The organism is Yersinia enterocolitica subsp. enterocolitica (assembly GCF_901472495.1).
Classification (GTDB): Bacteria; Pseudomonadota; Gammaproteobacteria; order Enterobacterales; family Enterobacteriaceae; genus Yersinia; species Yersinia enterocolitica.
This window is the reverse complement of record NZ_LR590469.1, coordinates 2,612,887-2,637,702: the sequence shown is the minus strand read 5'-3', so window position 1 is coordinate 2,637,702 and position 24,816 is coordinate 2,612,887. Positions and strand designations below refer to the sequence as shown.

The window sequence follows — 24,816 nt, the reverse complement described above, 5'->3', positions numbered from 1 at the left end:
AATTTTTCCTTTTATTTATTTTAGTGATGCTACTATCTTGTTTATCCATGATTTTCTATTATTTGAAACATGAGTGTTTATGCCTAATGTATTTTTGGCTAAATAATTTATCTTTATTTTATTTCTACCAAAATAATTTTGGTCAACTAATGATTCTTTGGTTTTTGCTATATAAGGTATTCGTGTGTCAATTTTACGGCCTAATAAGGTTTGAACATCAGAAGTGTCCAACATGTTTTTTGCTATAGGTCGGCATTCATTTAAACAAATTATTAAACGAGTTACCTGCCGGTTATCTCGTTTAAATCGATCATAGATATCAATAAACTCTTTGGCTACCCGGACAGACGACATACTATTATCGAGTAGTATAATAATGCAATCAGAGTGCTCAATATAGTCTGTTAATTTTTCTTTTGGCGAGTTATGTATGGGTTGATCTAATATAATGTAATTATGTTTTCTACCTATCTGAATATCACTTAACTCATTTCCTTTGCATAACATAATATCAATATTTTTATGATACTCATTTACCCCTGATACCATTTTTTTCTCGGTAATCAGATCAATGTCTTGAGATCCTTGATTACCTTGTAGTAACAAGGTGGGGGATTTTTTTATTTGAGTGATTTCATAAGCAAAATGATAGCTGAGCAGTGTAGTGCCAATGCCGCCTTTACATCCTAGTATGCTGACAAAAAAAGCTTTCCTTTCTGCTTCAATTGGAATGCCTTTTAGCAAGTGTTGTGTCAGTTCAACTGACTGTGATTGCACATTTAAGTATAATAGTCCACGTTCAGTAAATTTTTGCGCGATACTAATCGAGTCAATGTCACCCACTAATACACACCAACAATCTCGCGGGGTATTACTTTTTATTAAATTTAACGTGTTATCTACATCCTCATTATGGCCGATATCAATAATAAAACCGACGGTTTGGTCAGGAATGTTGATGGCCGATATGTTAAAAATGTCTTTATCAATCTCTTTAATATCGTTTATGTTGGCTAGTCTTATTTTTTCCGATACCTCTTCTATTACCCATTTTCGGGTAGACATAACTACTATATTATTTCTTGTTTTACTGTCTTTTCTATTAATGAGTTCCTTGTTTAGGATTAATTGCATAAATCACCATTAGCGCTGGAGTTTTTTCTATTGGTATTGTTGGCACAGCCTACTTTGCTACTTTTAACCGTGCGATAATCATTAATATTGTATTTGCAAGATTTATATTGATTTTTTGATTTGTTATTTTTGCATCCATTATTAGCTTTTGTTATAGCTTTGTTATTTTCCATTAATGTTGATGCGCGGTCATTATCCATTGGGCTAATTGTAGGCCCCGCATGAGCCAAGTTTGACAATAAGATAAGGCTACCTATTATTAACAACTTCATTTGCTAAATCCTCCTTTGCTCAGAAATTCCTTAGCCATTTTCTCTCTTTTTACTTCCATGATATGAGTAAAGTTAAAAAAGCGCTCAAGTGTTGAGGTATGCATAAAGTTGGGGAGCTCCACTTCTTTCTCTGACACCGGCCTCACTAAATTCACGGTCGCGACGACAACTAATTCAGTTTGATTTTTCCGTGTCTCTGCATTGCGGAAGAACGCGCCTAAAATAGGGATATCACCAATAAATGGGATTTTTTTCAGCGCTTCCCTCTCTGAACTGCTGATCAGCCCGCCAAGAATAAAACTTTCACCATCACCTAGCTCTAAGGTGGTTGCCGCCTTGCGTGTTCTAAATGAAGGGTAGGCATCTCCGCCATCGATATTAAATACTTTATCTACACTACTCACCTCTTCATCCAATTTAATACGGATACGCTTTTTCGCATTGACTTTGGCACCGATGTTTAGTTTTATGCCAAATTGTTTATAAGTAATAACCGTACTATTTGCCGTAGTATTAACCAGAGGGAGCTCGCCACCCACTAAAAATGAGGCACTTTCTCCTGATAATACCGAGAGATTAGGTTCGGCTAAAACACGGGCAATAGAATCATCATTAATAGCATGAACTAATGCACTAATGCCTTTTGCGTTAAATTTATTTAAGCCATTAGGTTTAAAAAATTGAAATGAACCTGAAAAATTCCCGATAGTACTCCAATCCATCCCAATATTTTCACTAAAGTCTTTGGAGACTTCTGCAATGGTTAACTTTACATTTACTTGATTTGAGCCAGGTAACTTTATTTTATTCACAACCCTTGAATACTCTGGAGAGTTAAAATATTGACTGTTACCATCGCTGTCTTTTTTACTGTTGCTGGCTATTGTTTTTTCACTACCAATAGCTTCACCAATGATGCTGGCAATCGTTTCTTTTGCCTCTTCGGTCTCTACTGTTCCTGTCAGGATATAGCTATCGCCTATCTTGTTAATCTCTATATCACTTTCAGGGTACTCAAGCCGAATTCTTTTATGTGCTGCGGTAATAGTGTTATCCACTAATATGGCCGATTTTTTTATGGGGTGATGGTTCTGATTGAATAGGATAAACTCTGCCGTTCCTTCCTGTTTAGCATACACAATAATGCTATTTTTCCCCACTAATTCATAGTCTGCGATAGCTGCGGCAGAAACAAAAACAGTATCTATCTCCTCCTGTGTTTTAATCATATAGGATTCACCAGTAGATAAGTAAACTGGTTCGGCATTTGCCCTATTGAATGCTATGAAGAATGATATGATCATACATAGGAAAAATAGTGCAATTTGATTTAAATACCTTGGTCTGGCTACTTTCATCCCCTTAACTCTCTTATTGTACGTAGCTCGGGTAATATGTCATATAAATGTTTTGATTTATCATCTTCGTCACCGATGGTGGGTGTTAGAATGATTTCACCTGATATTTCTGCCAGATAGATTAAATCCAAATCCTGCATATCGATGATGACATCAATATAACCAATTAACATTTCTTCGGTCTTTCGATTCTTGCCATTTATTTCCAATAACTCATCTTTTGAGTACTTTTTTATTCTTATTATTTCCATGCTTTGGATGAGTTTATTTAGTGAGTAATTTTGTCTTTGTCTACTATTCATCCCTTTTTTATTGATGGTAGTGCCATTCTCCATACCCTTCCTTTTATCTGTCTCAAGGGTTATCAATTGAAAAGAGAGCCTATTTCCGGTGTTTAATGAGTCCAGCAAATATTCGTCCTGCTTTTTTAAATTGAATTTATAAATGATATTGCCTTTTTTTAAAACAAGATGATTAAACTCATCACTATCAGGTGTTGCTAACATATCCTTTGTAATGTAAGAACCAGCAAGAACATTTTCTTTCAATAAGTGGCGATTAATCTCCGCGCTGCTTGAGATATTACTTTTTACTAATTCACTTGATTCTTTAACCGATAGCTTTTTTATAGCGTAATCATTTGCTGTTAATATTGTGCCTGAGGAGAGGTCGTGGGTTGATATCGCCAAGGCAATATTGGTATCTTGCTCGCGATTCAATTCGGTTGAGTCCTGGGTATTTTTTTGACCATTATCAGTATTAATCAGAATACCTACAATGCCAACAGCGACAATCAAAAGTGAAAGCAATAAAATAAATTTACGATTCATGATAATAGCCTTTATCTTATTTTTTAAATGACATGCCTGTTATGCTAGGTGAGAAACGATAATAAAAATCCGGCAGAGATCGCCACGGCATAAGGAACGCCTCGTTGTTGAATATCCTCCCGATTAACCAACATACCTATTATCATCACTACGCCGCCCATCATCGCTGTATAGAGAATGAAATCCAGTGATTTCGCCGTCGTCAGTGCCAATAACAACACAGTGATTAACTTAACATCCCCCCCACCAATCAGGTGGAAATGAAATAGACTATAACCAATCAGTAATGCACTGAAAGGAATCACTATGTTAATCGCATGATTCATAGTAAAACCTAAGGCCAGCGCGTTGATAGCGATAGTGATAATAAACTTATTGCTAATAGTCCGATAACGAATATCGCTATAACAGACGAACAATAGTTGCAACATTAACAGTGCGTTTATCAATATATTGAGGGTATCCAATACACCATCCTGATATAAGATTAAACACGGCAGCAGGGCACTGCCGTGTTGATAAGATGAGTTTCTATTATTTATTAGAAAGCATTGTTTTTATTTCTTCCATGGATGCATCGACGATCCCCTTCAACGGCGTTTTTACTAAGGCCAGTAATGAGGCGGCTACAGCAATAATCAACACGTACTCAATAACCGTACCACGATTATCTTTTATAAACTGTTGCGCATTAACTTGTGCTGTAACGTAACCTTTAGTGATTAAATTCATCATAATTCTTTCCTTGTTAAATGTAGTGGGAGTATTCCCGATATTTAAATTAAGTATTGAGTTGATGTATCGCTACTGACCGATTTGATTTTTTTGTTTTCGCCTCGTTGGTAGTGGTTGCTATTAAACGTGTTCCAGGTTGAAAAATCCTTTTTGTTACCTTTATTTAGCCTTTTTAAATCATATTTATTTTGGTTGGCGAGTTAAGGATTTGGTTTCTCCCCACTAAATAAGATAACCATGATTAAGATTGAGAGAAATGAGAGCCAGCAGAAAGAGAAAAAAGCCAGTAAAGAAATTAACTTTTTCCAGCGATAGCTTTGCAGGAAACTTTGTTTGTTCTGTGCCGGAAACTCCTGTGGAGCGATATTTTCTATCGGTAAAGGGAGTGTGGTTAACTGTGAAACATCAGGGAGTGCAGGGATCTGTTGCATATCAGTGCTGTTTTGCTGTTCCTGCGGTTCTTTACATACTGCTATTTTACTCACTGACCCGGTATAACGCACTCCTTTGCGCGGAATAGTATGAATAAGCGATTCCTTCAGCCCTACTTGGAGAAATGCCTTTCGCAGCATATAGAGTTGCCCGTAATAACTGCTTTCACTGACCGCTCCACGCTGTTCCTTCCATACCTGATTGATGATCTGTTCTTTCTCTGTTACTCCATTAAGCAGTAATTGTAAGAATCTCAGATTATTTTCAGTTAATATTACCACTGAACCATCGGGGCCATTTAAACAGCGTTGTGCGGGAGAAAATAGCACCGTTCCTTCTAATTTAAACACAATCTCATTTGTCTCCATTTTGGCAGCTACCTATCCTGTATAAGGTGTATATTTATTTTGATTGCTTTAAGATCTCATCTCATCTCATCTCATCTTGCGTAAATAAGATTTATGCTAAGTGAGTATTTCTCTTTGATGTTGTGTGCGTGAAAGTAGAAGTTGTACCATGTCATTATGGTTTTAATGGTTATTAATTTGCTGTTTGTCTATTTTTATTTTAATTCTTAAATGTCATTTAAGTAATGAGCCGACGTATTCTTGCATGATGTAATTGTGATTAACAAGAAGATATTGAGCATGGATATGTTATTTAATATCATTAATTATCATGATTTATTATTTGTTTATTATTTTCTATTTATCACTTGATTGTGATTTTCACGCAACTCTTCTGTATTATTGATTAATTCTTCAATTTTTTAATCTCAATATATCAAATATAATATTTCTCCTCCTTATAATGACATGGCACGTAGATAAAGAGTGAAATAGCGCTAAGTTAAGCCGAGGGTTGGAGTAGACTGTATCAGTCTTAGTGATGCAACAGCTTGAGGTATAGTGAGGCCATAATGACCATGGATCTGTTTTCTCAGTTACCCAATGAACCTTGGGTTGAAGAGTTAGCTCCTGGAGCATTTGTTTTACATCATTTTGCCCAAGAGCAGGCATCCTCGCTGTTGGCTGAGATTACAACTATTACCACTGTAGCTCCCTTTCGACATTTAATTACCCCAGGTGGCTACCGGATGTCGGTCGCCATGAGTAATTGTGGTTCGTTGGGATGGGTCAGCGATGTTGGCGGTTACCGCTACAGCTCGATTGATCCGTTAACAGAATTGTGCTGGCCCGCCATGCCGCAAAGTTTTATGTCGTTGGCAGTTGCTGCGGCGCAACAAGCCGGTTTTGTGGATTTTCAGCCCGATGCCTGTTTGATAAATCGTTATGAGGTGGGGGCTAAGTTATCCTTGCATCAAGATAAAGATGAGTTGGATTTACGCCAGCCCATTGTCTCCGTTTCGTTGGGCCTGCCAGCGGTATTCCAATTTGGTGGTGCATCCCGTGAGGCTAAATGTCAGAGAGTTTTATTGAGCGAAGGCGATGTGGTGGTGTGGGGCGGGCCGTCTCGTTTGAATTATCATGGTGTATTGCCGATCAAAGCAGGGTTTTCTCCCGCTGCGGGAGCATACCGGATTAACTTAACCTTTCGTCGTGCTGGACGGGCTGAGAAGTTATGAGAAATCAATAATAAAGCCCTGACTCCTGCAAACCAGAACGCAGGGCTATAGTAATACTTTTGAGATTTAGTGTTGTTTCCTGTCTTTTTTATGTAGCAACATATACACCGCCGGAATAACCAGCATGGAAAGTAATGGCGCGCTCACCATCCCACCGATCATCGGGGCGGCGATGCGCTGCATAACTTCCGAACCGGTGCCACCTCCCCACATAATAGGCAGCAAGCCGGCCGTAATGGTCGCAACTGTCATGGCTTTTGGTCGCACTCGCAATACCGCACCTTCGTGAATGGCAGCACTCATTTCATTGGCCGTCATCGGTATACCGGGCCGTTGATGTTTTTTGACTGCCTGATTGAGATACAGCACCATGATCACGCCGAACTCTGCCGCTACCCCCGCCAACGCAATAAAGCCGACTGCGGCAGCCACTGAAAAGTTATAGCCCAGCCCATAGAGCAACCAGACCCCGCCAATCAAGGAAAACGGCAGGGTTGCCATAATCAAAGCGGCATCACGGACAGTGCTGAAAGTCACATACAGCAGCACGAAAATGATAGTCAAGGTAACCGGTAGGACAATTTTCAGTTTCGCTGTTGCCCGCTCCAGATATTCAAATTGCCCAGACCAACTGAGCGAGACGCCCTCCGGTAGTTTGACTTGCTGAGCGACGGCCTGTTGCATATCTGTGACGGCTGATTTTAAATCCCGCCCCCGCAGATCGACGTAAACCCAATCGGATAAGCGCGCATTTTCACTTTTCAGCATCGGCGGGCCTTCTGTTACTTTAATATCCGCCAGTTCAGATAATGCCACTTGCCCGCCACTGGCGGTGACAACCGGTAAGTCGCGTAATTTCTGTAGTGAATCACGAATTTCTCGTGGATAACGCAGATTGATGGGATAGCGCTCGCGGCCTTCAATGGTTTCACCGATGTTTTGCCCGCCAATCACGGTTTCCACCAACGATTGCAGCTCTTTAACCGAAACACCATAGCGGGCGGCTCGTTGGCGATCGATGTCGATATCCACATAGCGGCCACCGGCCAGTCGTTCAGACAGCGCTGAGGTCACGCCTGGCACTTTACGTACCACTTGCTCAATTTGCTGTGCCACCTGCTCAATTTGCTGCACATTTTTGCCGTTCACTTTGATTCCCACCGGGCTTTTGATCCCGGTAGATAGCATGTCCAGTCGATTGCGGATCGGTGGCACCCACAAATTGGCAATACCGGGAACATTGACCCTGGCGTCCAGTTCTTCGATCAACTTATCCATGGTCATGCCCGGCCGCCATTGATTTTTGGGTTTAAACCGAATGGTGGTTTCGATCATAGTGAGTGGCGCGGGATCGGTGGCTGTTTCTGCACGCCCGGCTTTACCAAACACGGTATCCACTTCGGGTACTGTTTTGATTAAACGATCCGTTTGTTGCAGCAAATGGCTGGCTTCTCGCACTGAAATTCCCGGTAAGGTTGAGGGCATATACAGTAAATCGCCTTCATCCAAAGCGGGCATAAACTCGCTGCCCAAGCGGCTTAGTGGGTATAAGGTTGCCAGCAATAACATCCCTGCCACGGCCAGGGTCGTTTTGGGCCGTGCCAGCACCGCGGTCAATACTGGGTGATAAAGGGCGATGAGCCAGCGATTAATCGGATTCGCATTTTCGTCAGGAATCTTCCCGCGAATAAAATACCCCATTAATACCGGCACCAACGTTATCGCTAAACCGGCAGAAACCGCCATGGCATAGGTTTTCGTAAAGGCCAGTGGGGAAAACATCCGCCCCTCCTGCGCCTGTAGGGTAAAGACCGGAATGAATGACAAAGTGATAATCAATAAACTGCAAAACAGAGCCGGGCCGACTTCAATCGCCGCCTGCTCCGAAATGCGCCAATAATCTTGGCTGACTGGTGTTTGACCGGGGTGATCCCGCCGCCATTGTTCTAATACTTTGTGCATGTTTTCGATCATCACGATCGCCGCATCTACCATGGCACCAATGGCTATGGCGATGCCGCCCAGCGACATAATATTGGCATTAACCCCTTGATAGTGCATAACAATAAAGGCACCAAGGATGCCAAGGGGCAGGGTGATGATGGCGACCAGCGCCGAACGGAAGTGGAACAAAAACAGCGAGCAGATAACCGCGACCACTAAAAACTCTTCCAACAACTTAAATGACAAGCTGTCGATGGCCTGAGTAATCAGGTGTGAGCGGTCATAAACCGGCACAATTTCCACTCCGGCGGGCAAGCTGCGCTGAATCTGTTGTAGCTTCTCTTTCACGCCGTTGATGGTTTCCAGCGCATTTTTGCCGTAGCGCATCACAATGATGCCGCCAGCGACTTCCCCTTCACCGTTCAATTCTGCCACGCCGCGCCGCATTTCTGGCCCTATGCGCACGGTGGCGACATCGGACAGTAAAATAGGAATGCCATCACGCGCGGTGATCACGATATTCCTAAAATCATCTGGCGTTTTTAGATAGCCGCTGGCGCGCACCATATATTCGGCGGCCCCCATTTCCAGTACCGAGCCGCCTCCCTCCTGATTGCTGTCGGCAATGGCACTGGCGATTTGCTGATGAGATAGATTCAGCGCACGCATCCTTTCCGGATCAAGAATCACTTGATATTGGCGCACCATGCCGCCAACACTGGCGACTTCCGAAACATTGGGCACCGTCTTCAGCTCAAACTTGAGTGTCCAATCTTGTAATGCGCGCAAATCGGCCAGACTGTGTTTGCCGGTTCTATCGATTAATGCATATTCATAGATCCAGCCGACGCCAGTAGCATCTGGCCCCAGTGCCGCTTTGGCCTCAGCGGGCAGGGTAGATTGCACCTGACTGAGATACTCCAGCACCCGTGAGCGCGCCCAGTAAGGATCGGTACCATCATCAAATAAAACATAGACATAGGCATCACCGAACATGGAAAAGCCGCGCACTGTTTTAGCGCCGGGCACTGACAGCATGGTGGTGGTGAGTGGGTAAGTGACCTGATCCTCCACCACTTGCGGCGCTTTGCCGGGATAACTGACGCGAATGATCACTTGGGTGTCGGAGAGATCCGGTAGCGCATCCAGTGGGGTTTGTTGCAGTGACCAAATTCCCCAAGCGGCCATCATCACCGCGCCCAGTAGCACCAATAACCGGTTGCGTAACGACCAGCGGATAATGGCGGCAATCATAAGTGGCTCCCATGAATATCCATGTTGTTATTGGAGTTATTGGCTTTTACCGGCTGGATCTGGCGGATCTGTGCGACTTGTTCATTCAAAATAAAGGTGAAATTGACCTGACTACCGACATGTATATCCGCTGATAACTTGCCCGCTGGCAGCAAGAAATCCATGGTCATCGCGCCCCATTTCAAGGCGGCTATCGCGCCATGCGAAAGCGTGATTGTTGAGCCATTAATCGCATTGACCTCCCCTTGTACCGAGTAAATATCGACCGGCGCTGGTGTGGTGTTATCAACGGCTGGCACCTGGGGTTCTGGGGTGTCAGCCATTTGCGGCAGGGTACTTTGCAAGCTGGCTTCTGAATCAATCAGGAACTGCCCGGAGGTCACCACCAACTGACCATGACTCAGCCCCGATTTGATTTCTACCCAACCGTCCTGAGTTTGCCCGGCACTGACTTCAACTGGCTTAAAGTGACCATTTCCTTCTGCCAGTAATACAGTGTTGCGGCTGCCCGTCATCAATAAGGCTTCCTGTGGAATGACCAGCACTGGCTCAAGCGTATCCGTTGGTGTCGATTGCACATTTAGGTACATACCCGGTTTGAGCTGTTGTTGTGAGTTTTCCAAGGTGATACGCGCTTTCAGAGTGCGGGTTGCGAGATCCATATTGGGCAATAATACACTGACTTTGCCGTGGAAGGACTCACCCGGCCAACTGGCCGTAGTAGCAGTAACTTCACTGCCGATCCGGACTAAACTGGCTTGCGATTGCGGATAATCCATCACAATCCACACCGGATCGAGGCTGGCTAACTCAAACAGGGATTGCGTTGCTGTGACTTGCGAACCGGCACGGATATCCAGTTTATTGACATAACCATTGGCAGGGGAGCGCAGTGTCACCCGAGTTTGTGGCTGGCCACTTTTTTCGACACTGCGAATCACCTCTTCTGGCATAAATTGCAGCTGTAACCGTTGGCGGGCCGCCGCAGTTAATGCGCGGTCACCCAATGTGCGAATAGCCAGATACTCTTGCTGGGCAGCACTCCAGTCGGGAATCCATAACTGCGCCAAGGGTTGATTTTTTGTCACCGGCTGCTGATTAGCGCGCACATATAATTGCTCGATAATGCCGTTAGCGCGGGCAGCGATGACTTGTACACTGCGCTCATCTGTTGCCACGGTGCCGTAGCCAGTAAGGCGATAGTTGAGTGTACGCATTTCTGCTGGCGCGGTGCGCAGCCCCAAATTTTGCTGTTGACGGGCGCTGATCGTGACGCCACCATCTTCCACGGTTTCACCGGCATAGCGCGGCACAAGTTCCATATCCATAAACGGAGATTTTCCCGGTTTATCAAAGCGTTGACCGGGGGACATCGGATCGTACCAATACAGCACTTTGCGGCTGTTTTCTGCAGTGACTTCGGGGCTTGCAGCAACGGTTGATATGGCATGTGATGCCGGTTTTCCGAGCAGATAACCAGCGATGCCACTGATGACGGCGACGGCCACTAAAGTCAGGCTAAAATACTTTTTCATCGCACGCTCTCCTGCGGGGTCAGATAACGGATAGCAGCCCAGGTACGGGCTAATTCTCTGGCGGCATTGCTGGTGTTGAGCTGGCTATCGAGCAGGGCGCGCCGGGCTTCCAGTACACTGCTCAAATCGCTTTTATTGGCTTGATACTGTGCCATCATCAAATCAACACGTTGTTTTTGCAGCGGTAAAACAGCGTTAATCTGTCGCTGCCATAACTGCTGTGTGGCCTGATATTGCGCTAGCAGCGTGTCGAGCTGCGCCCGATGGTTACGGGTCAGTAGGGTGAGCTGGTCGTTGGCTTCCATGGTTCGCGAGACATCCGCGGCATAGTCTTTATCCTGACGTTGCGAGCGAAATAGCGGCAGATCGACGGTTACCATCACTCCTGCCATATCCTCATATTCTTCTGCGCGTTTGGCGTAATAAACTTCAATACCGATATCCGGAATCGCCGCAATGGCTGATTGCGCCGAACGTGCTTTAGCAACCTCCGCTTCGCGGCTGGCGAGCAAGATTTCCGGATGCTGGTTAATGCTATCGCGCAACACGGTGATAGCAGCGGGTAGGCGGGAGAACTTGGGTAAGGGGCCATCGACGTGCTGAACTTCAATACCGGTTAACTGGGTCAGTCGGGTCTGCGCCAAAGCCACGTCGCGTTGTGCGGTGGTTAGTCTATCTTGCATCGCCGCCAGGGTCAGACGCGCATCCAACACACTGCTGGGTAACGCACCACCACTGGCAACTCCGGCCCGTTGTAGTGCTATCTGTTTTTCGCTCTCCTGCACTAAAACCTTGGCATCACTCGCGGCTTGCTCGGTGAGTGCCAGATCTAGCCAGGCTTGCGCGGTTTCCTTTTGTAATCTGGTGCGGATGGTTTCGTTGCCCGCTGCGGTTTTACGCGCTTCGGCACTGAGGGTATCGGCTTTTCTTTGCCGTTTATCACTGCTGACATAATCCTGCATGATGCCGATCCGCTGCATGGTCATGCCCTCGCGGGTAAAACGGCGGGCATTGCTGCCCCCAACTGGCAGGTTTTCTATACCAAACTTCAATTTGGGATCAGGCAGTTGGGTGGCAGAACTGGCCATGTTTTCCAGCGCATTAACCTGATGCTGATTCGCAGATAACTCGGCAGAGTAGCGCTCTGCCGAGACCAGCGCCTGATCCAGAGTGATATCCGCCGCGTGGCTCAGGGCGGGTAAACTGAATGCCGCAGCCATCAGCAGGCGGGCTATTCCTAAGCGCAATACAGCCGCAGGCCGCACCGGCAGTGGGTGATTCAATAGGTGGTTCATGATGGCTCCCGCCTTACGGTTGCTGTGCTGAAATGGCGGTGAGCTGATAGCCCTGTTCAGTCTGGCGGAAGCTAAATGTGACCTGAGTGCCTACTGGAATTGGGGTTGTAGCAAGGTTATCCGGCAGGTCAAAGGACATAGTCATTGGTGGCCAGTTTAGGGCCGAAATGGCACTGTGGGAGATGGATACGCTATTGGCATTCCAGGCTTTTATTTGCCCGCGAGAGTGATAGTTATTGGTATTGATCGTGGTGGTATCAGCCATCATTGCCCCGTGGTTATGGGACATCGGCATACTTTCTGTCATTGATAGGGGGGCGGCCAACAGCGGGGCAGAGAAAAGTACAACAGCACAAACTAAAGTGGTAACAGTGGTGGATACGGCGTTAAATAAAGTACTCATAGGAATAGCTCCAAAACATAAAATAAGCACAGCACGCAAAGACGCGTGAATAATGTGGTTAAATCTGTCTGGATCTATTCTCTAAATCGGCAGAGCGCGATTTCGGTGGGTGGCCCAACAATGGGCGGCATATGCCAGTCGAGGCGGTGAATGCGCGGGGCTTGCTGTATATCCGCTAGCACTAATTCAGTGTGGGTCGGCAAAGCTGCCAGTACCAGCATCCCGCTGTCAGATTGAACTGAGTCAGGAATACAATGCTTTTCACATAGGGAGTTTTGCGCCTGACCATGAGACATTTCCATCGCCGACAACATGTGTTGCATCGGGTCTGATTGTAAATGCCCTTGATGCTGGCTAAAGACCGGCGAGTCGGCAGGGGCAATATCACACTGATGGCCAGCTATCGCCAGTTGGGTATTCAGAAAAAACCAGCAGGTAATCAGCAGCATGCCGCACAGGCGCTTTTTACAGGCGCGCGTTCGGTGCATAAGCTGTGATATTCCTTTAAATGCTGGCATGTTTACTCTGAATATATGGCGCGATTAAATAATGCTGTTAGCGAGTATAGGATTATCCCACTGTTTTTAGAATGGTTTTGTCCGGTTACGTTAAATGGAATGAAAGGTTAATGAAAAGTTATTAGGCTGAATTTATTAGATTTATTTTTAATATAACCGCCAAAATGGCATGGGTTGGAGCAAATATTTACTTTTCTTTAAGCAATTCTTATTCGTTAGGATAAAACCGCGCCAGCATATATCAACCGGCGCGGCTGAAAGTGAAAGTTTACCAGGAATAACTGACGGTTGCGGTAGCAACACGGCCACTGCCATAGAAACAGGCCGCCATTTGTGCGCAACTGGCTACATATTCTTTGTTAAATACGTTATTAACGTTGACCTGCAAACTGGTGCCTTTCATTGATGGTAAAGCTTGCCCCAGTTCATAACGCATCATCCAGTCATATAACGTAACCGCTGGGACTTTAAAGCTGTTTTTCGCATCACCCCAACTGGTGCCGATGTAGCGCACGCCAACACCGGTGGATAATCCATCAATCACACCCTTATCAAAGCTGTACATACCCCACAGTGAGGCGGAATGGCTAGGTGTGCGAGCGGGCATTTTGCCTAATTCAGCGGCGGTCTTAGTTTCCCGTACTTTCCCTTTGGTGTAGGTATAGGCGGCAATAAGGTTGATATTATCGTTAATCTCACTGTTTAACTGAGTTTCGATCCCCTGAGACTGAACTTCGCCAATTGGTACGTTATAGGCCAGTGCTTGATCGTATTGGCTAATGTTTTTCTGACGTAAATCATACAGTGCGGTGGTCAGCAAAGTGCGGCTGCCCGGCGGCTGGTATTTAATGCCGAGTTCGACCTGACGTGCCGTGACCGGGTCTAATGCACCGGTGCCAGGTGCACCTTTGGCGGTACTTGGCTCAAATGAGGTGCTGTAGCTAACATAGGGTGAGATACCAGAATCAAAGGCATACAACACACCGCCACGGCCGGTAAATGCATGATCGTCTTGTTGATCTTGGGTGACGGTTTTACGGTTCATGGTTTTTAACTGTGACCAGTCGTAGCGCCCGGACAACAGGAAGTTCCACTTATCCAGTTCGATTTGATCTTGTAAATACACCCCCACCTGATCCAGTTTGGTCAAATCACTGCTATTCAGTGACAGGTCACTGTCTTTGATATTCAGACCATAAACCGGTGATACCCAATCCAGATTATATTTTGTCTGTACCGTGCCCATATAGAACCGGCTATCAATACGGGTGCGTTTATAATCCAATCCGGTGAGCACCGTGTGGTTTAGTTGACCGGTCCAGAAATCAGCTTGCAGTTGGTTATCGACTGCAAACTCAGCGGTTGTCTGGCGTTCAATTTGTGGGCGGCGGGTCATGGTGCGGCTATCAGCCAGTAAATCCATAAATACCAAGTACTTATAGTCTTGCTTGTTATAGCTGTAACGCAGGTTCTGACGGAATTTAAAGGTGTCATTGATGTAATGCTCAAGAGCATAACCAACTGAGGTTTGCTCGCGTTCAGATTGATCAAATGACGGGTCACTGACATTAAAATCGTAAGGTATTTTGCCGTAAGCGGTACCAAATACCGTGCCGGTCGCCGGTAAGAAGTTACGTGAACCGGCTTTGGGTTCTTTCTGGTAGCTGGTTAATAAGGTAAAGGTGGTGTCTTCATTCGGAATAAAGGTTATTGCCGGGGCGATAGCAAAACGTTCCTGCTTGTAGGTATTCACCGCATCATCCTGCGTTCTGCCAATCCCATTCAGGCGATAGAGAACTTTCCCTTCATCATCGAAGACACCGCCAAAATCAAAAGCGGCTTCCGCCAGGCTATTATTACCCGCTCCTACCTGCACTTTGTGAATACTTTCAGCCGTTGGGCGCTTGCTGACCATATTGATCAGGCCACCCGGATTGACTTGGCCATACAGCACTGATGCCGGGCCACGAACCACTTCCACCCGCTCCAATAACCACGGATCAATCTGACCACCACGCCGTGCGCCACCCAATGAGTTGTAGCTCAAGCCATCGAGAAAACGCGGTGCATAGCCGAAACCACGAATGATCACTTCGTCATTCATGTTAGAGCCACCGCGATATTCCGGCACCACACCAGCGGTATAACGCAATGCTTGAGCAACAGAAGTTGCGCCTTGATCCTGCATTTGCTGGCTGGTAATGACGGAAATAGATTGCGGAGTGCGAATCAGCGGAGTATCAGTTTTGGTGCCGGTTGAACTATTTTTAGCGACAAAACCCGCATCTTGTTGCCCGCTACCCGCTTTGGCAACTATCACTAATTTATCTTCTTTTGTTGCCGCCGTTTCTTGCGCGCGAGTTGCCGCCAAAGTGTGTAGAGAGGGGATGAATATCAGTGCGGAGGTCAATAATAAGGTTTTTGAGGTGTAGTTTGCCCGGAATGGCAATTTCCTCGGCATTTTTTTGCCAGAAATATCAAACATGATTTATCCCTACCTGGAAATACAATAATAAAAGTGCTGGATCCACCCAGATTTATTTATTATCCGGTATGGATATAAAAAAGATTTCTGCCCATTCAATCAGTTGCGGCTGTATCCTTATACATATTCGGGAATAAGGTGACGCTCAAGAAAGAATGCGCACCATGTTATTGCAAATAATAATACTTCTCAATATTATTTGTATTAATATAAAAATAACAAATGTATTAGATTTATGACAACGTCAAACTAAGGGGAAGCGTGCCGTTGGGGTCGTAGTGGCGTAAGCCACCGAAGTACCCCGAGGTGCGGTAAACCCTTTACTCACTGAGTTATCAATAGCTTTGTCATTAACCTCAAATGTATTTAACCTGACCCCTTGTGGGCATACATTGGCGTGATGAGTGGTGAATAGACTTGGGCAATGAAATCAAGAGGATTGAGTGTGAGCACGACAAATGAACATCCTGATAGCCAGCGCTTGTTAGCAGACCCTTTAGCCGGTAGTGAATCGTGGTGGCAGCAGATTGCACAGTGGGGAACGCCGCTGGTGGAGCCGATATCTGAGGATAAAGTCAGACTGACGTTTCTTTGGCGGGAGCCGGTAGCTGGGGCAGATGAACCTACTTATAGTCGTGTCTACATTGATGTTAACGGCGTGACAGACCATCACAGTACTCATCCTGAAACCCTACAACGCCTGGGCCAAACCCATGTTTGGTATTGGCAGGCTGAAGTGGAATCTGATTTCCGTGGCAGCTACAGTTTTATGCCGGTTACTGCGGAACATTGCCTGAATTTACCTGAGGGAACGCCACAAGAACGCCGGCAGGCACAGCGTAATTGGTGGATCTCCTTGATGGATTTGGCACAAAACGATCCGTTCAATCACACCGCCCCCCATTCCAGTTATCGCGGAAGGCCACTTTCTGCGGTGCATTTAGCTGATGCCATACCTCAGACCGCCTGGCAGCCGATTGATGCAGGCCAGCAACTCCCAACGGATACGCAACGGCTGCAATTGATTACCTGGCATAGCGAATTGCTAGGTAACAGCCGCAATGTGTGGATTTACCACACACACGGCACGGCAGATAATGCCGAGCGGCCATTAGCTATCTTGCTTGATGGGCAGTATTGGGCAACCAGGCAACCGATATTCGGTGTGCTGGATAATGAAACTGACGCCGGACGTTTGCCCGCCAGTGTGTATGTGTTGATCGACATTATTGACCAGCCCCATCGCTCAGTAGAGTTGCCTTGCAATCAAGATTTTTGGCAAGCGCTACAAACAGAATTATTGCCGCAAGTTGCTGCGCTACAACCCTTTACTGACCAGGCCTCGCGTACCGTGGTGGCAGGGCAAAGTTTTGGTGGGTTGGCCTCGCTATATGCCGGATTACATTGGCCGCAGCGTTTTGGTGGTGTGCTGAGTCAGTCCGGTTCCTTCTGGTGGCCGGATGTTGATAATTTCAAAGCTCTGACCGCCGGAACTGCCGAGCGTCAAGGCTGGCTGACAGAACAGGTTTACCAAGGTTTGGGTAATGATCATCCATTGGATATTTTTATGGAGGCGGGTCGCCGTGAAGATGTGATTTATCAGGTTAATGAGGCCATGAGCGAGGCGCTGCGTCAGGCGGGGCATCGATTACATTATCGGATTTATGCTGGTGGGCATGATTCGCTGTGCTGGCGCGGTGGGTTGATTGATGGATTACACTGCTTGCTCGCTCATTATAACCGTCATACTTCAAACTGCATGTGCGTTGGCTGTACTCAATCACCCGAATCACTTACTTGAGTAAGCTCATCGGGGTTCACTTGCTTGCCGCTTTCCTGCAATTCGAGTTATTTAGGGTATAAAACTGAATCCTAAATCACACCTTAAACCGCCCCTTTGGGATAACCAGAGGGGTGTGCGACACCGGATCATCAATGATCAAACAGGGCATACCAAAGACATGCTCCACCAGATCTGCGGTGATCACTTCGCGCGGCTTTCCCTGGATGACAATCTTTCCATCGCGCATGGCGATAATATGGGTGGCATAGCGGCAGGCATGATTCAGATCATGCAGCACAGCAACCAGGGTATGGTTATGCTGTTGATTAAGATTGCTAAACAATTCAAGCAAATCAATCTGATGGGCGATATCCAGATAGGTGGTCGGCTCATCCAATAACAGTAATGGCGTTTGCTGAGCCAGCACCATAGCTATCCAAACCCGCTGGCGTTGCCCGCCTGATAAAGCATCCACTGACCTGTCTGCCAGTTCACTGACACCAGTGGCCTGCATGGCATCGCTGACCGCCTGCTTATCAGCCTGTGTCCATTGCTGCAATAATTTCTGGTGGGGGTAACGACCACGCGCCACCAGATCCAGCACGCTGATCCCGTCCGGTGCTTGCGAGCTTTGTGGTAATAAGCCCAAATGGCGCGCAACATGCCGGGTATCAAGGCTGGCAATATTCTTACCATCCAAAATCACCTGACCCGCCTGCGGTTTCAGTAATCGACTCAAGGCGCGCAGCAGCGTCGATTTACCACAGGCGTTGGGGCCGACGATAACCGTAAACTCACCATCAGGAATGGCGACACTCAGGTTTTCGCTGATTATCTTGCCGTCATAACCCAAAGTCAGCGCCTCGGCCCACAAGCGAGGGGTAGGTGAAGTGGTGGAACTAGCATTACTCATGATCGTCGAGACTCGCGGATTAAAAGCCAAATAAGATACAGACCACCGATGCTGATAGTCACAACACCGACTGGCAATTGATTAGGTGAAAACAGGTGTTGGGCGCACAAATCAGCGGCAATCAATAACAGTGCTCCCATTAACGCAGAAGCGGTCAATGTCACTGATGATGTGCCAGACAGGCGTTTTGCGATTTGTGGTGCGGCTAGCGCAATAAAGGAAATCGGCCCTGCCGCCGCAGTGACCGCAGCCATCAAAATGACGCCAATAGCCATCAGGCCCAAACGAGTTTTTTCGACTGGAACACCTAGAGCGCCCGCAGCATCATCGCCCATTTCCAGCAGCGGCATACGGCGGCTCAGTAACATCGCCACCACGGCGGCGATGGCAATAAACATCACTGATGGCAGGCCCTTTGCCCACGTCAAACCATTGAGAGAACCGGCTCCCCATGCGGCGGCAGTGATGGCCGCTTCTAATGAAGCGGTGATAGTCAACCAGGTATTAAATGCGGTTAACATTGCGCCCATGGCAATACCGACAATAATTAGCCGAAAGCCCTGAATTCCCTGGCGGTAGGCCAACAGATACACCGCGATAGCTGAGAGCAATCCGCCCCCCAGCGCACTACTGGCAATCTCAAAATAGTTGCCATTAAACAGAGTAATCGCCACCAACGCGCCAGTATAAGCGCCAGCATTAAAGCCGATGATATCGGGGCTACCCAATGGGTTACGTACCAGAGACTGAAATATGGCACCACTGATCCCCAGTGCGGCGCCGAAAATCAGTGCCATGACAGCACGGGGCAATCGCCATTGGTTGACGATAATATTCGCCGCCCCACTGGCATGGCCGAATAAGGCTTCAAATACTTGCCCCGGAGTAAGCGGTAATGTACCGACCATTAAAGCCAGCATGGCCGCCAGCAAGCAGGCCAATAGCAGCAACCCGCCGACCATCAAGCTACGGGGCTGGATGCGTAGATTGATGGGGCCATCAGGGCGGCCAAATAGCCATGGCGGAGTGGCGGGCTTCATAGTGCGGTCATCCTTTTATTACGGCGAACCAGCCAGATCAATAAAGGAGCGCCAATGAACGCCGTCACGATGGAGACTCGTAATTCACCGGGAACCAGAAAGCGCCCCACAATATCTGAAACTAATAGCAAAATGGGGGTCATTACCAAGGTGAAAGGAAGGATCCAGCATTGATTCGGCCCGACAATCCAGCGAGCCATATGTGGCACCATCAGGCCGACAAAGGCGATCGGGCCAACAGCGGCGGTAGCCGCACCACATAGCAAGGTCACTGTCACTACGGCCCAAAACTGGGTTTGGGCAATGCGTGCGCCAATTGCGGCGGCTAAATCTTCCCCCATATGCATGGCATTGAGAGGGCGTGCCAATAGTAAGGCAATCACACTGCCGAGAAGAATAGCGGGCGCGACTGCCGCCACTACCGACATATCACGGATATCCAGCGAGCCTGCTTGCCAGAAGCGAACCCGGTCGTAGACCTGTGGATGTGTCAATGAGATGCCGGTCGAGATCCCGAGTAATACTGCCCCGATAGCCACGCCAGAGAGTGTTAGACGCAAAGGGTTCACCCGCCCGCCGCCCTGAGTTCCTACCCAATACACCACCAGTGTGGTGATCATCGCGCCGATAAAGGCCGAAAGCATATAGCCGTGAATAGCATGAACGCCAAAAATAGTAATACCTATCACTACGGCAAAACTGGCCCCAGCATTGACCCCCAAAATTCCCGGATCAGCTAGTGGGTTACGAGTCAGTGCTTGAATGACGGCACCCGATAACCCCAAGGCGGCACCGGCGAGCACACCAATCAAGGTGCGGGGTAGGCGGGACTCCAGAATTAAAATGCTGTCAGCATTGCTGTGTTCGCCCAGTAAACTTTGCCAGACCACTGAAAATGGGATGGCTTTGGCGCCGAGCATCAAGCTGGCGGCCATCACTAGCATCAATATAACAATGCTGGTTAGTAGCCAAAGCCCACGGCGAGGTGGAGTGCATTTACCGAGATCAGGGGCAGGTTTGAGCCGCTTTGCTGAAAATTGGTTTGGGGGATCAGTCGCTGGCATTGTCACTCTTTTTAACAAATGCTGATTGTTTATAAATAGTTATAGTTTTGATTATCATTATTATTTTCTAATATATGTTAACACGACTTATTATGAGAATGCATGGGTAAAACCCCATGCTAAGTAAGATTAATATCAGACTGCTGACAAACCTCAAAAACCCGATCTTGCAAGGTGAAGGCAGGTTGAAGAGTAAAGCGTCCGTGCCACGGATGGCGGGGCTGGAGCCTACAAGGACGCTTGTTTTAACAAAAGAAGTACGGCGGCTTTACGATCTACCTGTTTTCACCGTGACTGGCACTTTGTCATTAACCTCATTAATATTCTCTTTATCGTCCCGCTTTAAAGTGATTAAGACTTAGCCTTAAACATTTCCTCAAGCCGCGCTAACAATTTACTCGCACTGTAGTAATCCAACCGGAAGGTATCATAGCCTGCGGCATACACCCGATTGTGTTCAATTGCGGGGGTATGAGCTAAAAACTTATTACTTTTCAATGCATCAATTGCCGGTTGATCGCCGGAGAACAGTAAAATAGTCTCGCCATTCAGGCCCTCGGCCAGCTTCTCTCCACCCAGTTGAATAATATCTTTGCGGTGACCCATACTGGTATTGCCTTTCACTGCATCAGGAACCTGAGCCAGAGTGAAGCCCAATTCCTGTAACAATTTTCCCTGCGCTGAATTTTCAGTCCACAAATTGGCGGTACTGTCTGCCGCTTGATAGACAAAGGCTGAGGTTGGTTGTGGTGGCAGCGTAATGTTCTGCTTTACCTCATTGAGTCGATGAGTGAATGTTGCAATGACTTGCTGCGCATCGGCCTCATGCCCTGTCGCCTGGCCAAGCAAAACCGCCAGCTCTTGCCAACTCTTATCATCATAATTAATCACCAATGTTGGGGCGATAACCGACAACTGCTCATACAACTTCAACGCCGAATCTCCGCCAGTGGCAGAAATAATAATTAAATCTGGATTCATTCCCGCGACAGCTTCCGCATTCGGCTCTGTCTGGTATATCGGCACCAGTTTTTTAGCTTGGGCAACCTCTGACCATTGGGTAAAGAAACCTTGGTTATCAGCCACTGTGGTATCAGGCACGGTCGCACCACTGGCAATGACTGGAGCATTGATAGCCAGCAAGGTTCCGGTGATAGTGATGCTGGTGGAGACAATCCGCTTTGGCTGCTGGGTCAGTGTCACCGGGCCTTTCGCCGTTTCTACGGTGCGAGTCCATGTTGTTGCGTTTTGGCTACTTGATGAGGGGGCTTGCTCACTGGTGGTGTCGTCGGCGGGTTTACAGCCGGACAAGCAGAAAATAAGGCTTAAAAGGCCCAGTCCCGGCAATATCGAACGCCATGATTTATGCTGAGTGTATTTGATATAAAAGGACATAATGGCATTTTCTCTTTCTATTTTAACTCCCCTCATCTGGGGGATATACAAACAAGCGTTACCAATAATATTTTTTGAATTTATTGGGAATGTGAATTCTTAGTCATAATTTACCATTCTCGGAAGAGAATGATAGTCATTATTATTCATACCATCGCGGGTATTGAAGTGGCAGCCTTGGTGCAATACCACCCTCTTCAAGCAGGGCAGCTAATTTGCTGCTTTCGACCCGACCTCCTACTTCCTCTGTGTTACTTTTCGTGAATCTGCACAAATTAAAATTTTATTAAAATCAAAGCATTGTGATTTCCCATATCATCATGTGTTAATTATTGTGATTTCAATCGCATTCACTGGCTAACTTATCCCTTAGATTTAACTTTAATAAACATTAAATAACTAAAATTAACATTTTATGTGCAACGCCAGCAGTTGTAGTTGACAGGACTATGGCTGATCTCTGTTCCCTGCGAATAATTAAAATATGAGGCTCTACTATGTCTGAATCATCAACCGAACCTTTAGTGATACCGAAGGTGTTGCCAGCGGAGAATCATGCCTACCGCAAAGCGGCATGGCATATTTTACCGTTACTGATGTTGTGCTATGTCGTGGCTTATCTGGATCGGGTGAATGTTGGCTTTGCCAAGTTGCAAATGGCCGATGACTTACAATTCTTTGATGCGGTGTACGGTTTTGGTGCCGGTATCTTCTTTATTGCTTACTTCTTTTTAGAAATTCCCAGCAACCTGATGTTGCATCGTGTTGGAGCGCGGTTGTGGATTGCGCGCATCATGATCACCTGGGGCATTATCTCGGCGGGAATGGCTTTTGTTACCACGCCGATGTCATTTTATGTGATGCGTTGTTTATTGGGGATAGCTGAGGCTGGCTTCTATCCGGGGGTGATCCTTTATATTTCATATTGGTTCCCGACTAACCGTCGTGGCCGCATGTATGCCTTATTCGCCACCGCAGTTCCATTATCTGGGGTGATAGGTGCGCCGCTATCTGGCTGGATAATGGATGCCTTTAATGGTTTCCACGGCTTTGCTGGTTGGCAATGGATGTTTATTCTGGAAGGTATTCCCTCGGTACTCATTGGTATTTTGGTGATTTTTAAACTGACGGACAGGATCGGGCATGCCAAATGGTTAACCGATGAAGAGAAAAAAATCCTCCAGACCAATATCGATAATGACACTCAGCATCATGTCCACAGCAGCCTAAAAGAGATTTTCCTACAACCCCGAGTCTGGTTGCTTACCCTTATTTATTTCTGCCTGATTGCTGGTTTTTACACCATTGGTTTCTGGCTGCCGACACTCATTAAAGACAGCGGCGTTACAGATATTTTGTCTATCGGTTTACTGAGTGCGATTCCTTATGCGGCAGCAGCAGTGACGATGGTCGTGGTCTCACGTAGTGCCGACCGCTTGCGGGAACGGCGCTGGCACCTGGCTTTAACCGCGACATTGGGCGGGATTGGGATGATTATCTCCGCCAGCTTCAGTGACAACATCATCATCGCTATGGTGGGATTAACCATTGGGGCGATGGGGGCATTGAGCACTTTGCCACTGTTTTGGAGCTTACCGACGGCATTCCTTGGGGGCACTGCCGCTGCCGCAGGTATTGCGTTGATTAACTCTTGGGGCAATCTGGCGGGTTTCGCCGCACCTTATATGATGGGCTACCTAAAAGATCTGACTCAAAGTACCACCATCGGCATGTTGATTATTTCCACCATGCTATTCATTGGGGCGGGGTTAGTCTTTTTAGTTCCAGCCAAAACAGTTAATCGCTAACCGCGCAGATAAAAAAGGATATGACGATGAACATAATGGTAACAGGTGCTGCCGGCTTTCTGGGGCGTCGATTAATTGAACGTTTATTAACACTGGATTATCTGACGGATAGCCAGGGTAATCAGCGCAGTATTAACAAAATTATGGCTTGTGATGTGGTGCCGCTGAGTGCGATTACCGATGAGCGAGTGCAGGTTTTCTGTGGTGATATTGCTGATTCGCAATGGTTGGCGAGTATTTTTGACCGGCAGGTTGACACTGTTTTCCACCTGGCGGCGGTCGTTTCCAGTCAGGCGGAAGAAGAATTTGATCTGGGAATGCGCATCAATTTTGATGCCACCCGCGGCTTACTGCAACGGGCGCGCCAGCTAGGGCACTGTCCTAAAGTCATTATTACCAGTTCAGTGGCTGTATTTGGTGGTGAGTTACCGGCAGTAGTGCCCGATGAGCAGGTCTGGGCGCCGCAAAGTTCCTATGGAACACAAAAAGCCTTGAATGACTTATTGCTGGCAGATTATACCCGCCGAGGGTTTATTGATGGTCGTAGCTTGAGAATGCCCACTATCGTGGTGCGGCCCGGTAAACCAAACCGCGCCGCTTCCAGCTTTGCTAGCGGTATTATTCGTGAGCCATTACAGGGCGTTGAGGTGATTTGCCCGGTGAGTCCACAAACATCTTTGTGGTTGTTATCGCCGAAAATGGCGATTAATAACCTGATCCACGGTCATCAATTGGATGCCAGTCAGCTCAAGTCAGGGCGAGTGATTAATCTGCCAGGATTATCTGTTAGCGTGCAACAGATGATCGATGCATTACGGCGTATTGCAGGTACTGAAGTGGTTGATCTAATTAAAGTTCAGCAAGATCCACTCATTGAGAAGATTGTGAACTCCTGGCCTGGAAATTTCGAGGCTCATTATGCCAAAGCATTAGGTTTCAGCAGCGATAAGGACTTCGACAGTATCATCAATGACTTTATTCTCGGTGATCTACCCCATCGCAGAGGTTGAGTTGCACTGATCCTGGGCTTAAC

General features: G+C 46.9%; 21 protein-coding genes. 4 read left to right on the top strand and 17 right to left on the bottom strand.

The window, feature by feature from the left end:
- Window positions 1-15: 15 nt before the first annotated feature.
- The 7 genes from FGL26_RS12580 to FGL26_RS12550 all read right to left on the bottom strand — a co-directional run bounded on the left by FGL26_RS12580 (window position 16) and on the right by FGL26_RS12550 (window position 5,129).
- Window positions 16-1,134 carry a CpaE/TadZ family protein gene (locus FGL26_RS12580; protein ID WP_005174045.1) on the bottom strand — a complete coding sequence of 373 codons (1,119 nt, stop codon included), beginning with the start codon at window positions 1,132-1,134 and terminating at the stop codon, window positions 16-18.
- Window positions 1,125-1,406, bottom strand: coding sequence for a hypothetical protein (locus FGL26_RS12575; RefSeq protein WP_005174039.1), 282 nt, complete (start codon window positions 1,404-1,406; stop codon window positions 1,125-1,127). The genes FGL26_RS12580 and FGL26_RS12575 overlap by 10 nt, the downstream gene beginning before the upstream one ends.
- Window positions 1,403-2,764: a type II and III secretion system protein family protein gene (locus tag FGL26_RS12570; protein ID WP_032903087.1), complete on the bottom strand. Its 1,362-nt coding sequence runs from the start codon at window positions 2,762-2,764 to the stop codon at window positions 1,403-1,405. Before FGL26_RS12570 ends, FGL26_RS12575 begins: the two co-directional genes overlap by 4 nt.
- Window positions 2,761-3,594: a CpaB family protein gene (locus tag FGL26_RS12565; RefSeq protein ID WP_005174031.1), complete on the bottom strand. Its 834-nt coding sequence runs from the start codon at window positions 3,592-3,594 to the stop codon at window positions 2,761-2,763. Before FGL26_RS12565 ends, FGL26_RS12570 begins: the two co-directional genes overlap by 4 nt.
- 44 nt (window positions 3,595-3,638) lie before the next feature.
- On the bottom strand, window positions 3,639-4,025 hold the full coding sequence (locus FGL26_RS12560) for an A24 family peptidase (protein ID WP_032903091.1): 387 nt from the start codon (window positions 4,023-4,025) through the stop codon (window positions 3,639-3,641).
- Between the two features lie 103 nt (window positions 4,026-4,128).
- Window positions 4,129-4,329, bottom strand: a complete 201-nt coding sequence (locus FGL26_RS12555; RefSeq protein WP_005174021.1) for a hypothetical protein — start codon at window positions 4,327-4,329, stop codon at window positions 4,129-4,131.
- A gap of 200 nt (window positions 4,330-4,529) precedes the next feature.
- Window positions 4,530-5,129, bottom strand: a complete 600-nt coding sequence (locus FGL26_RS12550; RefSeq protein ID WP_005174020.1) for a winged helix-turn-helix domain-containing protein — start codon at window positions 5,127-5,129, stop codon at window positions 4,530-4,532.
- Window positions 5,130-5,680: 551 nt separating this feature from the next.
- Here FGL26_RS12550 and alkB point away from each other — a divergent pair.
- Window positions 5,681-6,346, top strand: a complete 666-nt coding sequence (alkB, locus tag FGL26_RS12545; RefSeq protein WP_005174018.1) for a DNA oxidative demethylase AlkB — start codon at window positions 5,681-5,683, stop codon at window positions 6,344-6,346.
- 66 nt (window positions 6,347-6,412) lie between these two features.
- Here alkB and FGL26_RS12540 read toward each other — a convergent pair whose 3' ends face one another.
- The 6 genes from FGL26_RS12540 to FGL26_RS12515 form a co-directional block, all read right to left on the bottom strand.
- Complete coding sequence (locus FGL26_RS12540) at window positions 6,413-9,544, bottom strand: efflux RND transporter permease subunit (RefSeq protein WP_138060242.1); 3,132 nt, start codon at window positions 9,542-9,544, stop codon at window positions 6,413-6,415.
- A complete protein-coding gene (locus FGL26_RS12535; protein ID WP_032912893.1) occupies window positions 9,541-11,079 on the bottom strand; it encodes an efflux RND transporter periplasmic adaptor subunit in 1,539 nt (512 codons plus the stop codon). Before FGL26_RS12535 ends, FGL26_RS12540 begins: the two co-directional genes overlap by 4 nt.
- Window positions 11,076-12,374, bottom strand: coding sequence for a TolC family protein (locus FGL26_RS12530; protein ID WP_005174012.1), 1,299 nt, complete (start codon window positions 12,372-12,374; stop codon window positions 11,076-11,078). Before FGL26_RS12530 ends, FGL26_RS12535 begins: the two co-directional genes overlap by 4 nt.
- A gap of 13 nt (window positions 12,375-12,387) precedes the next feature.
- On the bottom strand, window positions 12,388-12,777 hold the full coding sequence (locus FGL26_RS12525) for a copper-binding protein (protein WP_005174010.1): 390 nt from the start codon (window positions 12,775-12,777) through the stop codon (window positions 12,388-12,390).
- Between the two features lie 74 nt (window positions 12,778-12,851).
- A complete protein-coding gene (locus tag FGL26_RS12520) occupies window positions 12,852-13,265 on the bottom strand; it encodes a hypothetical protein (protein WP_005174009.1) in 414 nt (137 codons plus the stop codon).
- A 298-nt stretch (window positions 13,266-13,563) separates the two neighbouring features.
- Window positions 13,564-15,780, bottom strand: coding sequence for a TonB-dependent siderophore receptor (locus tag FGL26_RS12515; protein WP_032912895.1), 2,217 nt, complete (start codon window positions 15,778-15,780; stop codon window positions 13,564-13,566).
- A gap of 445 nt (window positions 15,781-16,225) precedes the next feature.
- Between FGL26_RS12515 and fes the strand changes: the two genes are divergently transcribed.
- Window positions 16,226-17,581, top strand: a complete 1,356-nt coding sequence (fes, locus tag FGL26_RS12510) for an enterochelin esterase (RefSeq protein WP_005174008.1) — start codon at window positions 16,226-16,228, stop codon at window positions 17,579-17,581.
- Window positions 17,582-17,657: 76 nt separating this feature from the next.
- Here fes and FGL26_RS12505 read toward each other — a convergent pair whose 3' ends face one another.
- The 4 genes from FGL26_RS12505 to fepB form a co-directional block, all read right to left on the bottom strand.
- Window positions 17,658-18,476: an ABC transporter ATP-binding protein gene (locus FGL26_RS12505; protein WP_005174007.1), complete on the bottom strand. Its 819-nt coding sequence runs from the start codon at window positions 18,474-18,476 to the stop codon at window positions 17,658-17,660.
- Complete coding sequence (gene fepG / locus FGL26_RS12500) at window positions 18,473-19,516, bottom strand: iron-enterobactin ABC transporter permease (RefSeq protein ID WP_032909072.1); 1,044 nt, start codon at window positions 19,514-19,516, stop codon at window positions 18,473-18,475. The genes FGL26_RS12505 and fepG overlap by 4 nt, the downstream gene beginning before the upstream one ends.
- Window positions 19,513-20,580, bottom strand: a complete 1,068-nt coding sequence (fepD, locus tag FGL26_RS12495) for a Fe(3+)-siderophore ABC transporter permease (protein WP_032909074.1) — start codon at window positions 20,578-20,580, stop codon at window positions 19,513-19,515. The genes fepG and fepD overlap by 4 nt, the downstream gene beginning before the upstream one ends.
- A 351-nt stretch (window positions 20,581-20,931) precedes the next feature.
- On the bottom strand, window positions 20,932-21,975 hold the full coding sequence (gene fepB / locus FGL26_RS12490) for a Fe2+-enterobactin ABC transporter substrate-binding protein (protein ID WP_005173983.1): 1,044 nt from the start codon (window positions 21,973-21,975) through the stop codon (window positions 20,932-20,934).
- Window positions 21,976-22,472: 497 nt separating this feature from the next.
- On the opposite strand from fepB, the gene FGL26_RS12485 reads away from it, so the two are divergent.
- Window positions 22,473-23,783 (top strand): MFS transporter, encoded by a 1,311-nt coding sequence (locus tag FGL26_RS12485; RefSeq protein ID WP_005173981.1) that lies wholly within the window; start codon window positions 22,473-22,475, stop codon window positions 23,781-23,783.
- Between the two features lie 26 nt (window positions 23,784-23,809).
- Window positions 23,810-24,793 carry a D-erythronate dehydrogenase gene (gene denD / locus FGL26_RS12480; protein WP_005173979.1) on the top strand — a complete coding sequence of 328 codons (984 nt, stop codon included), beginning with the start codon at window positions 23,810-23,812 and terminating at the stop codon, window positions 24,791-24,793.
- Window positions 24,794-24,816: the final 23 nt, after the last annotated feature.

What these genes read in the sequence shown, in the direction of transcription:
- FGL26_RS12580 (WP_005174045.1), bottom strand. Translation starts at nt 1,134, where the DNA reads ATGCAATTAATCCTAAACAAGGAACTCATTAATAGAAAAGACAGTAAA.
- FGL26_RS12575 (WP_005174039.1), bottom strand. Translation starts at nt 1,406, where the DNA reads ATGAAGTTGTTAATAATAGGTAGCCTTATCTTATTGTCAAACTTGGCT.
- FGL26_RS12570 (WP_032903087.1), bottom strand. Translation starts at nt 2,764, where the DNA reads ATGAAAGTAGCCAGACCAAGGTATTTAAATCAAATTGCACTATTTTTC.
- FGL26_RS12565 (WP_005174031.1), bottom strand. Translation starts at nt 3,594, where the DNA reads ATGAATCGTAAATTTATTTTATTGCTTTCACTTTTGATTGTCGCTGTT.
- FGL26_RS12560 (WP_032903091.1), bottom strand. Translation starts at nt 4,025, where the DNA reads ATGTTGCAACTATTGTTCGTCTGTTATAGCGATATTCGTTATCGGACT.
- FGL26_RS12555 (WP_005174021.1), bottom strand. Translation starts at nt 4,329, where the DNA reads ATGATGAATTTAATCACTAAAGGTTACGTTACAGCACAAGTTAATGCG.
- FGL26_RS12550 (WP_005174020.1), bottom strand. Translation starts at nt 5,129, where the DNA reads ATGGAGACAAATGAGATTGTGTTTAAATTAGAAGGAACGGTGCTATTT.
- alkB (WP_005174018.1), top strand. Translation starts at nt 5,681, where the DNA reads ATGACCATGGATCTGTTTTCTCAGTTACCCAATGAACCTTGGGTTGAA.
- FGL26_RS12540 (WP_138060242.1), bottom strand. Translation starts at nt 9,544, where the DNA reads ATGATTGCCGCCATTATCCGCTGGTCGTTACGCAACCGGTTATTGGTG.
- FGL26_RS12535 (WP_032912893.1), bottom strand. Translation starts at nt 11,079, where the DNA reads ATGAAAAAGTATTTTAGCCTGACTTTAGTGGCCGTCGCCGTCATCAGT.
- FGL26_RS12530 (WP_005174012.1), bottom strand. Translation starts at nt 12,374, where the DNA reads ATGAACCACCTATTGAATCACCCACTGCCGGTGCGGCCTGCGGCTGTA.
- FGL26_RS12525 (WP_005174010.1), bottom strand. Translation starts at nt 12,777, where the DNA reads ATGAGTACTTTATTTAACGCCGTATCCACCACTGTTACCACTTTAGTT.
- FGL26_RS12520 (WP_005174009.1), bottom strand. Translation starts at nt 13,265, where the DNA reads ATGCACCGAACGCGCGCCTGTAAAAAGCGCCTGTGCGGCATGCTGCTG.
- FGL26_RS12515 (WP_032912895.1), bottom strand. Translation starts at nt 15,780, where the DNA reads ATGTTTGATATTTCTGGCAAAAAAATGCCGAGGAAATTGCCATTCCGG.
- FGL26_RS12505 (WP_005174007.1), bottom strand. Translation starts at nt 18,476, where the DNA reads ATGAGTAATGCTAGTTCCACCACTTCACCTACCCCTCGCTTGTGGGCC.
- fepG (WP_032909072.1), bottom strand. Translation starts at nt 19,516, where the DNA reads ATGAAGCCCGCCACTCCGCCATGGCTATTTGGCCGCCCTGATGGCCCC.
- fepD (WP_032909074.1), bottom strand. Translation starts at nt 20,580, where the DNA reads ATGCCAGCGACTGATCCCCCAAACCAATTTTCAGCAAAGCGGCTCAAA.
- fepB (WP_005173983.1), bottom strand. Translation starts at nt 21,975, where the DNA reads ATGTCCTTTTATATCAAATACACTCAGCATAAATCATGGCGTTCGATA.
- FGL26_RS12485 (WP_005173981.1), top strand. Translation starts at nt 22,473, where the DNA reads ATGTCTGAATCATCAACCGAACCTTTAGTGATACCGAAGGTGTTGCCA.
- denD (WP_005173979.1), top strand. Translation starts at nt 23,810, where the DNA reads ATGAACATAATGGTAACAGGTGCTGCCGGCTTTCTGGGGCGTCGATTA.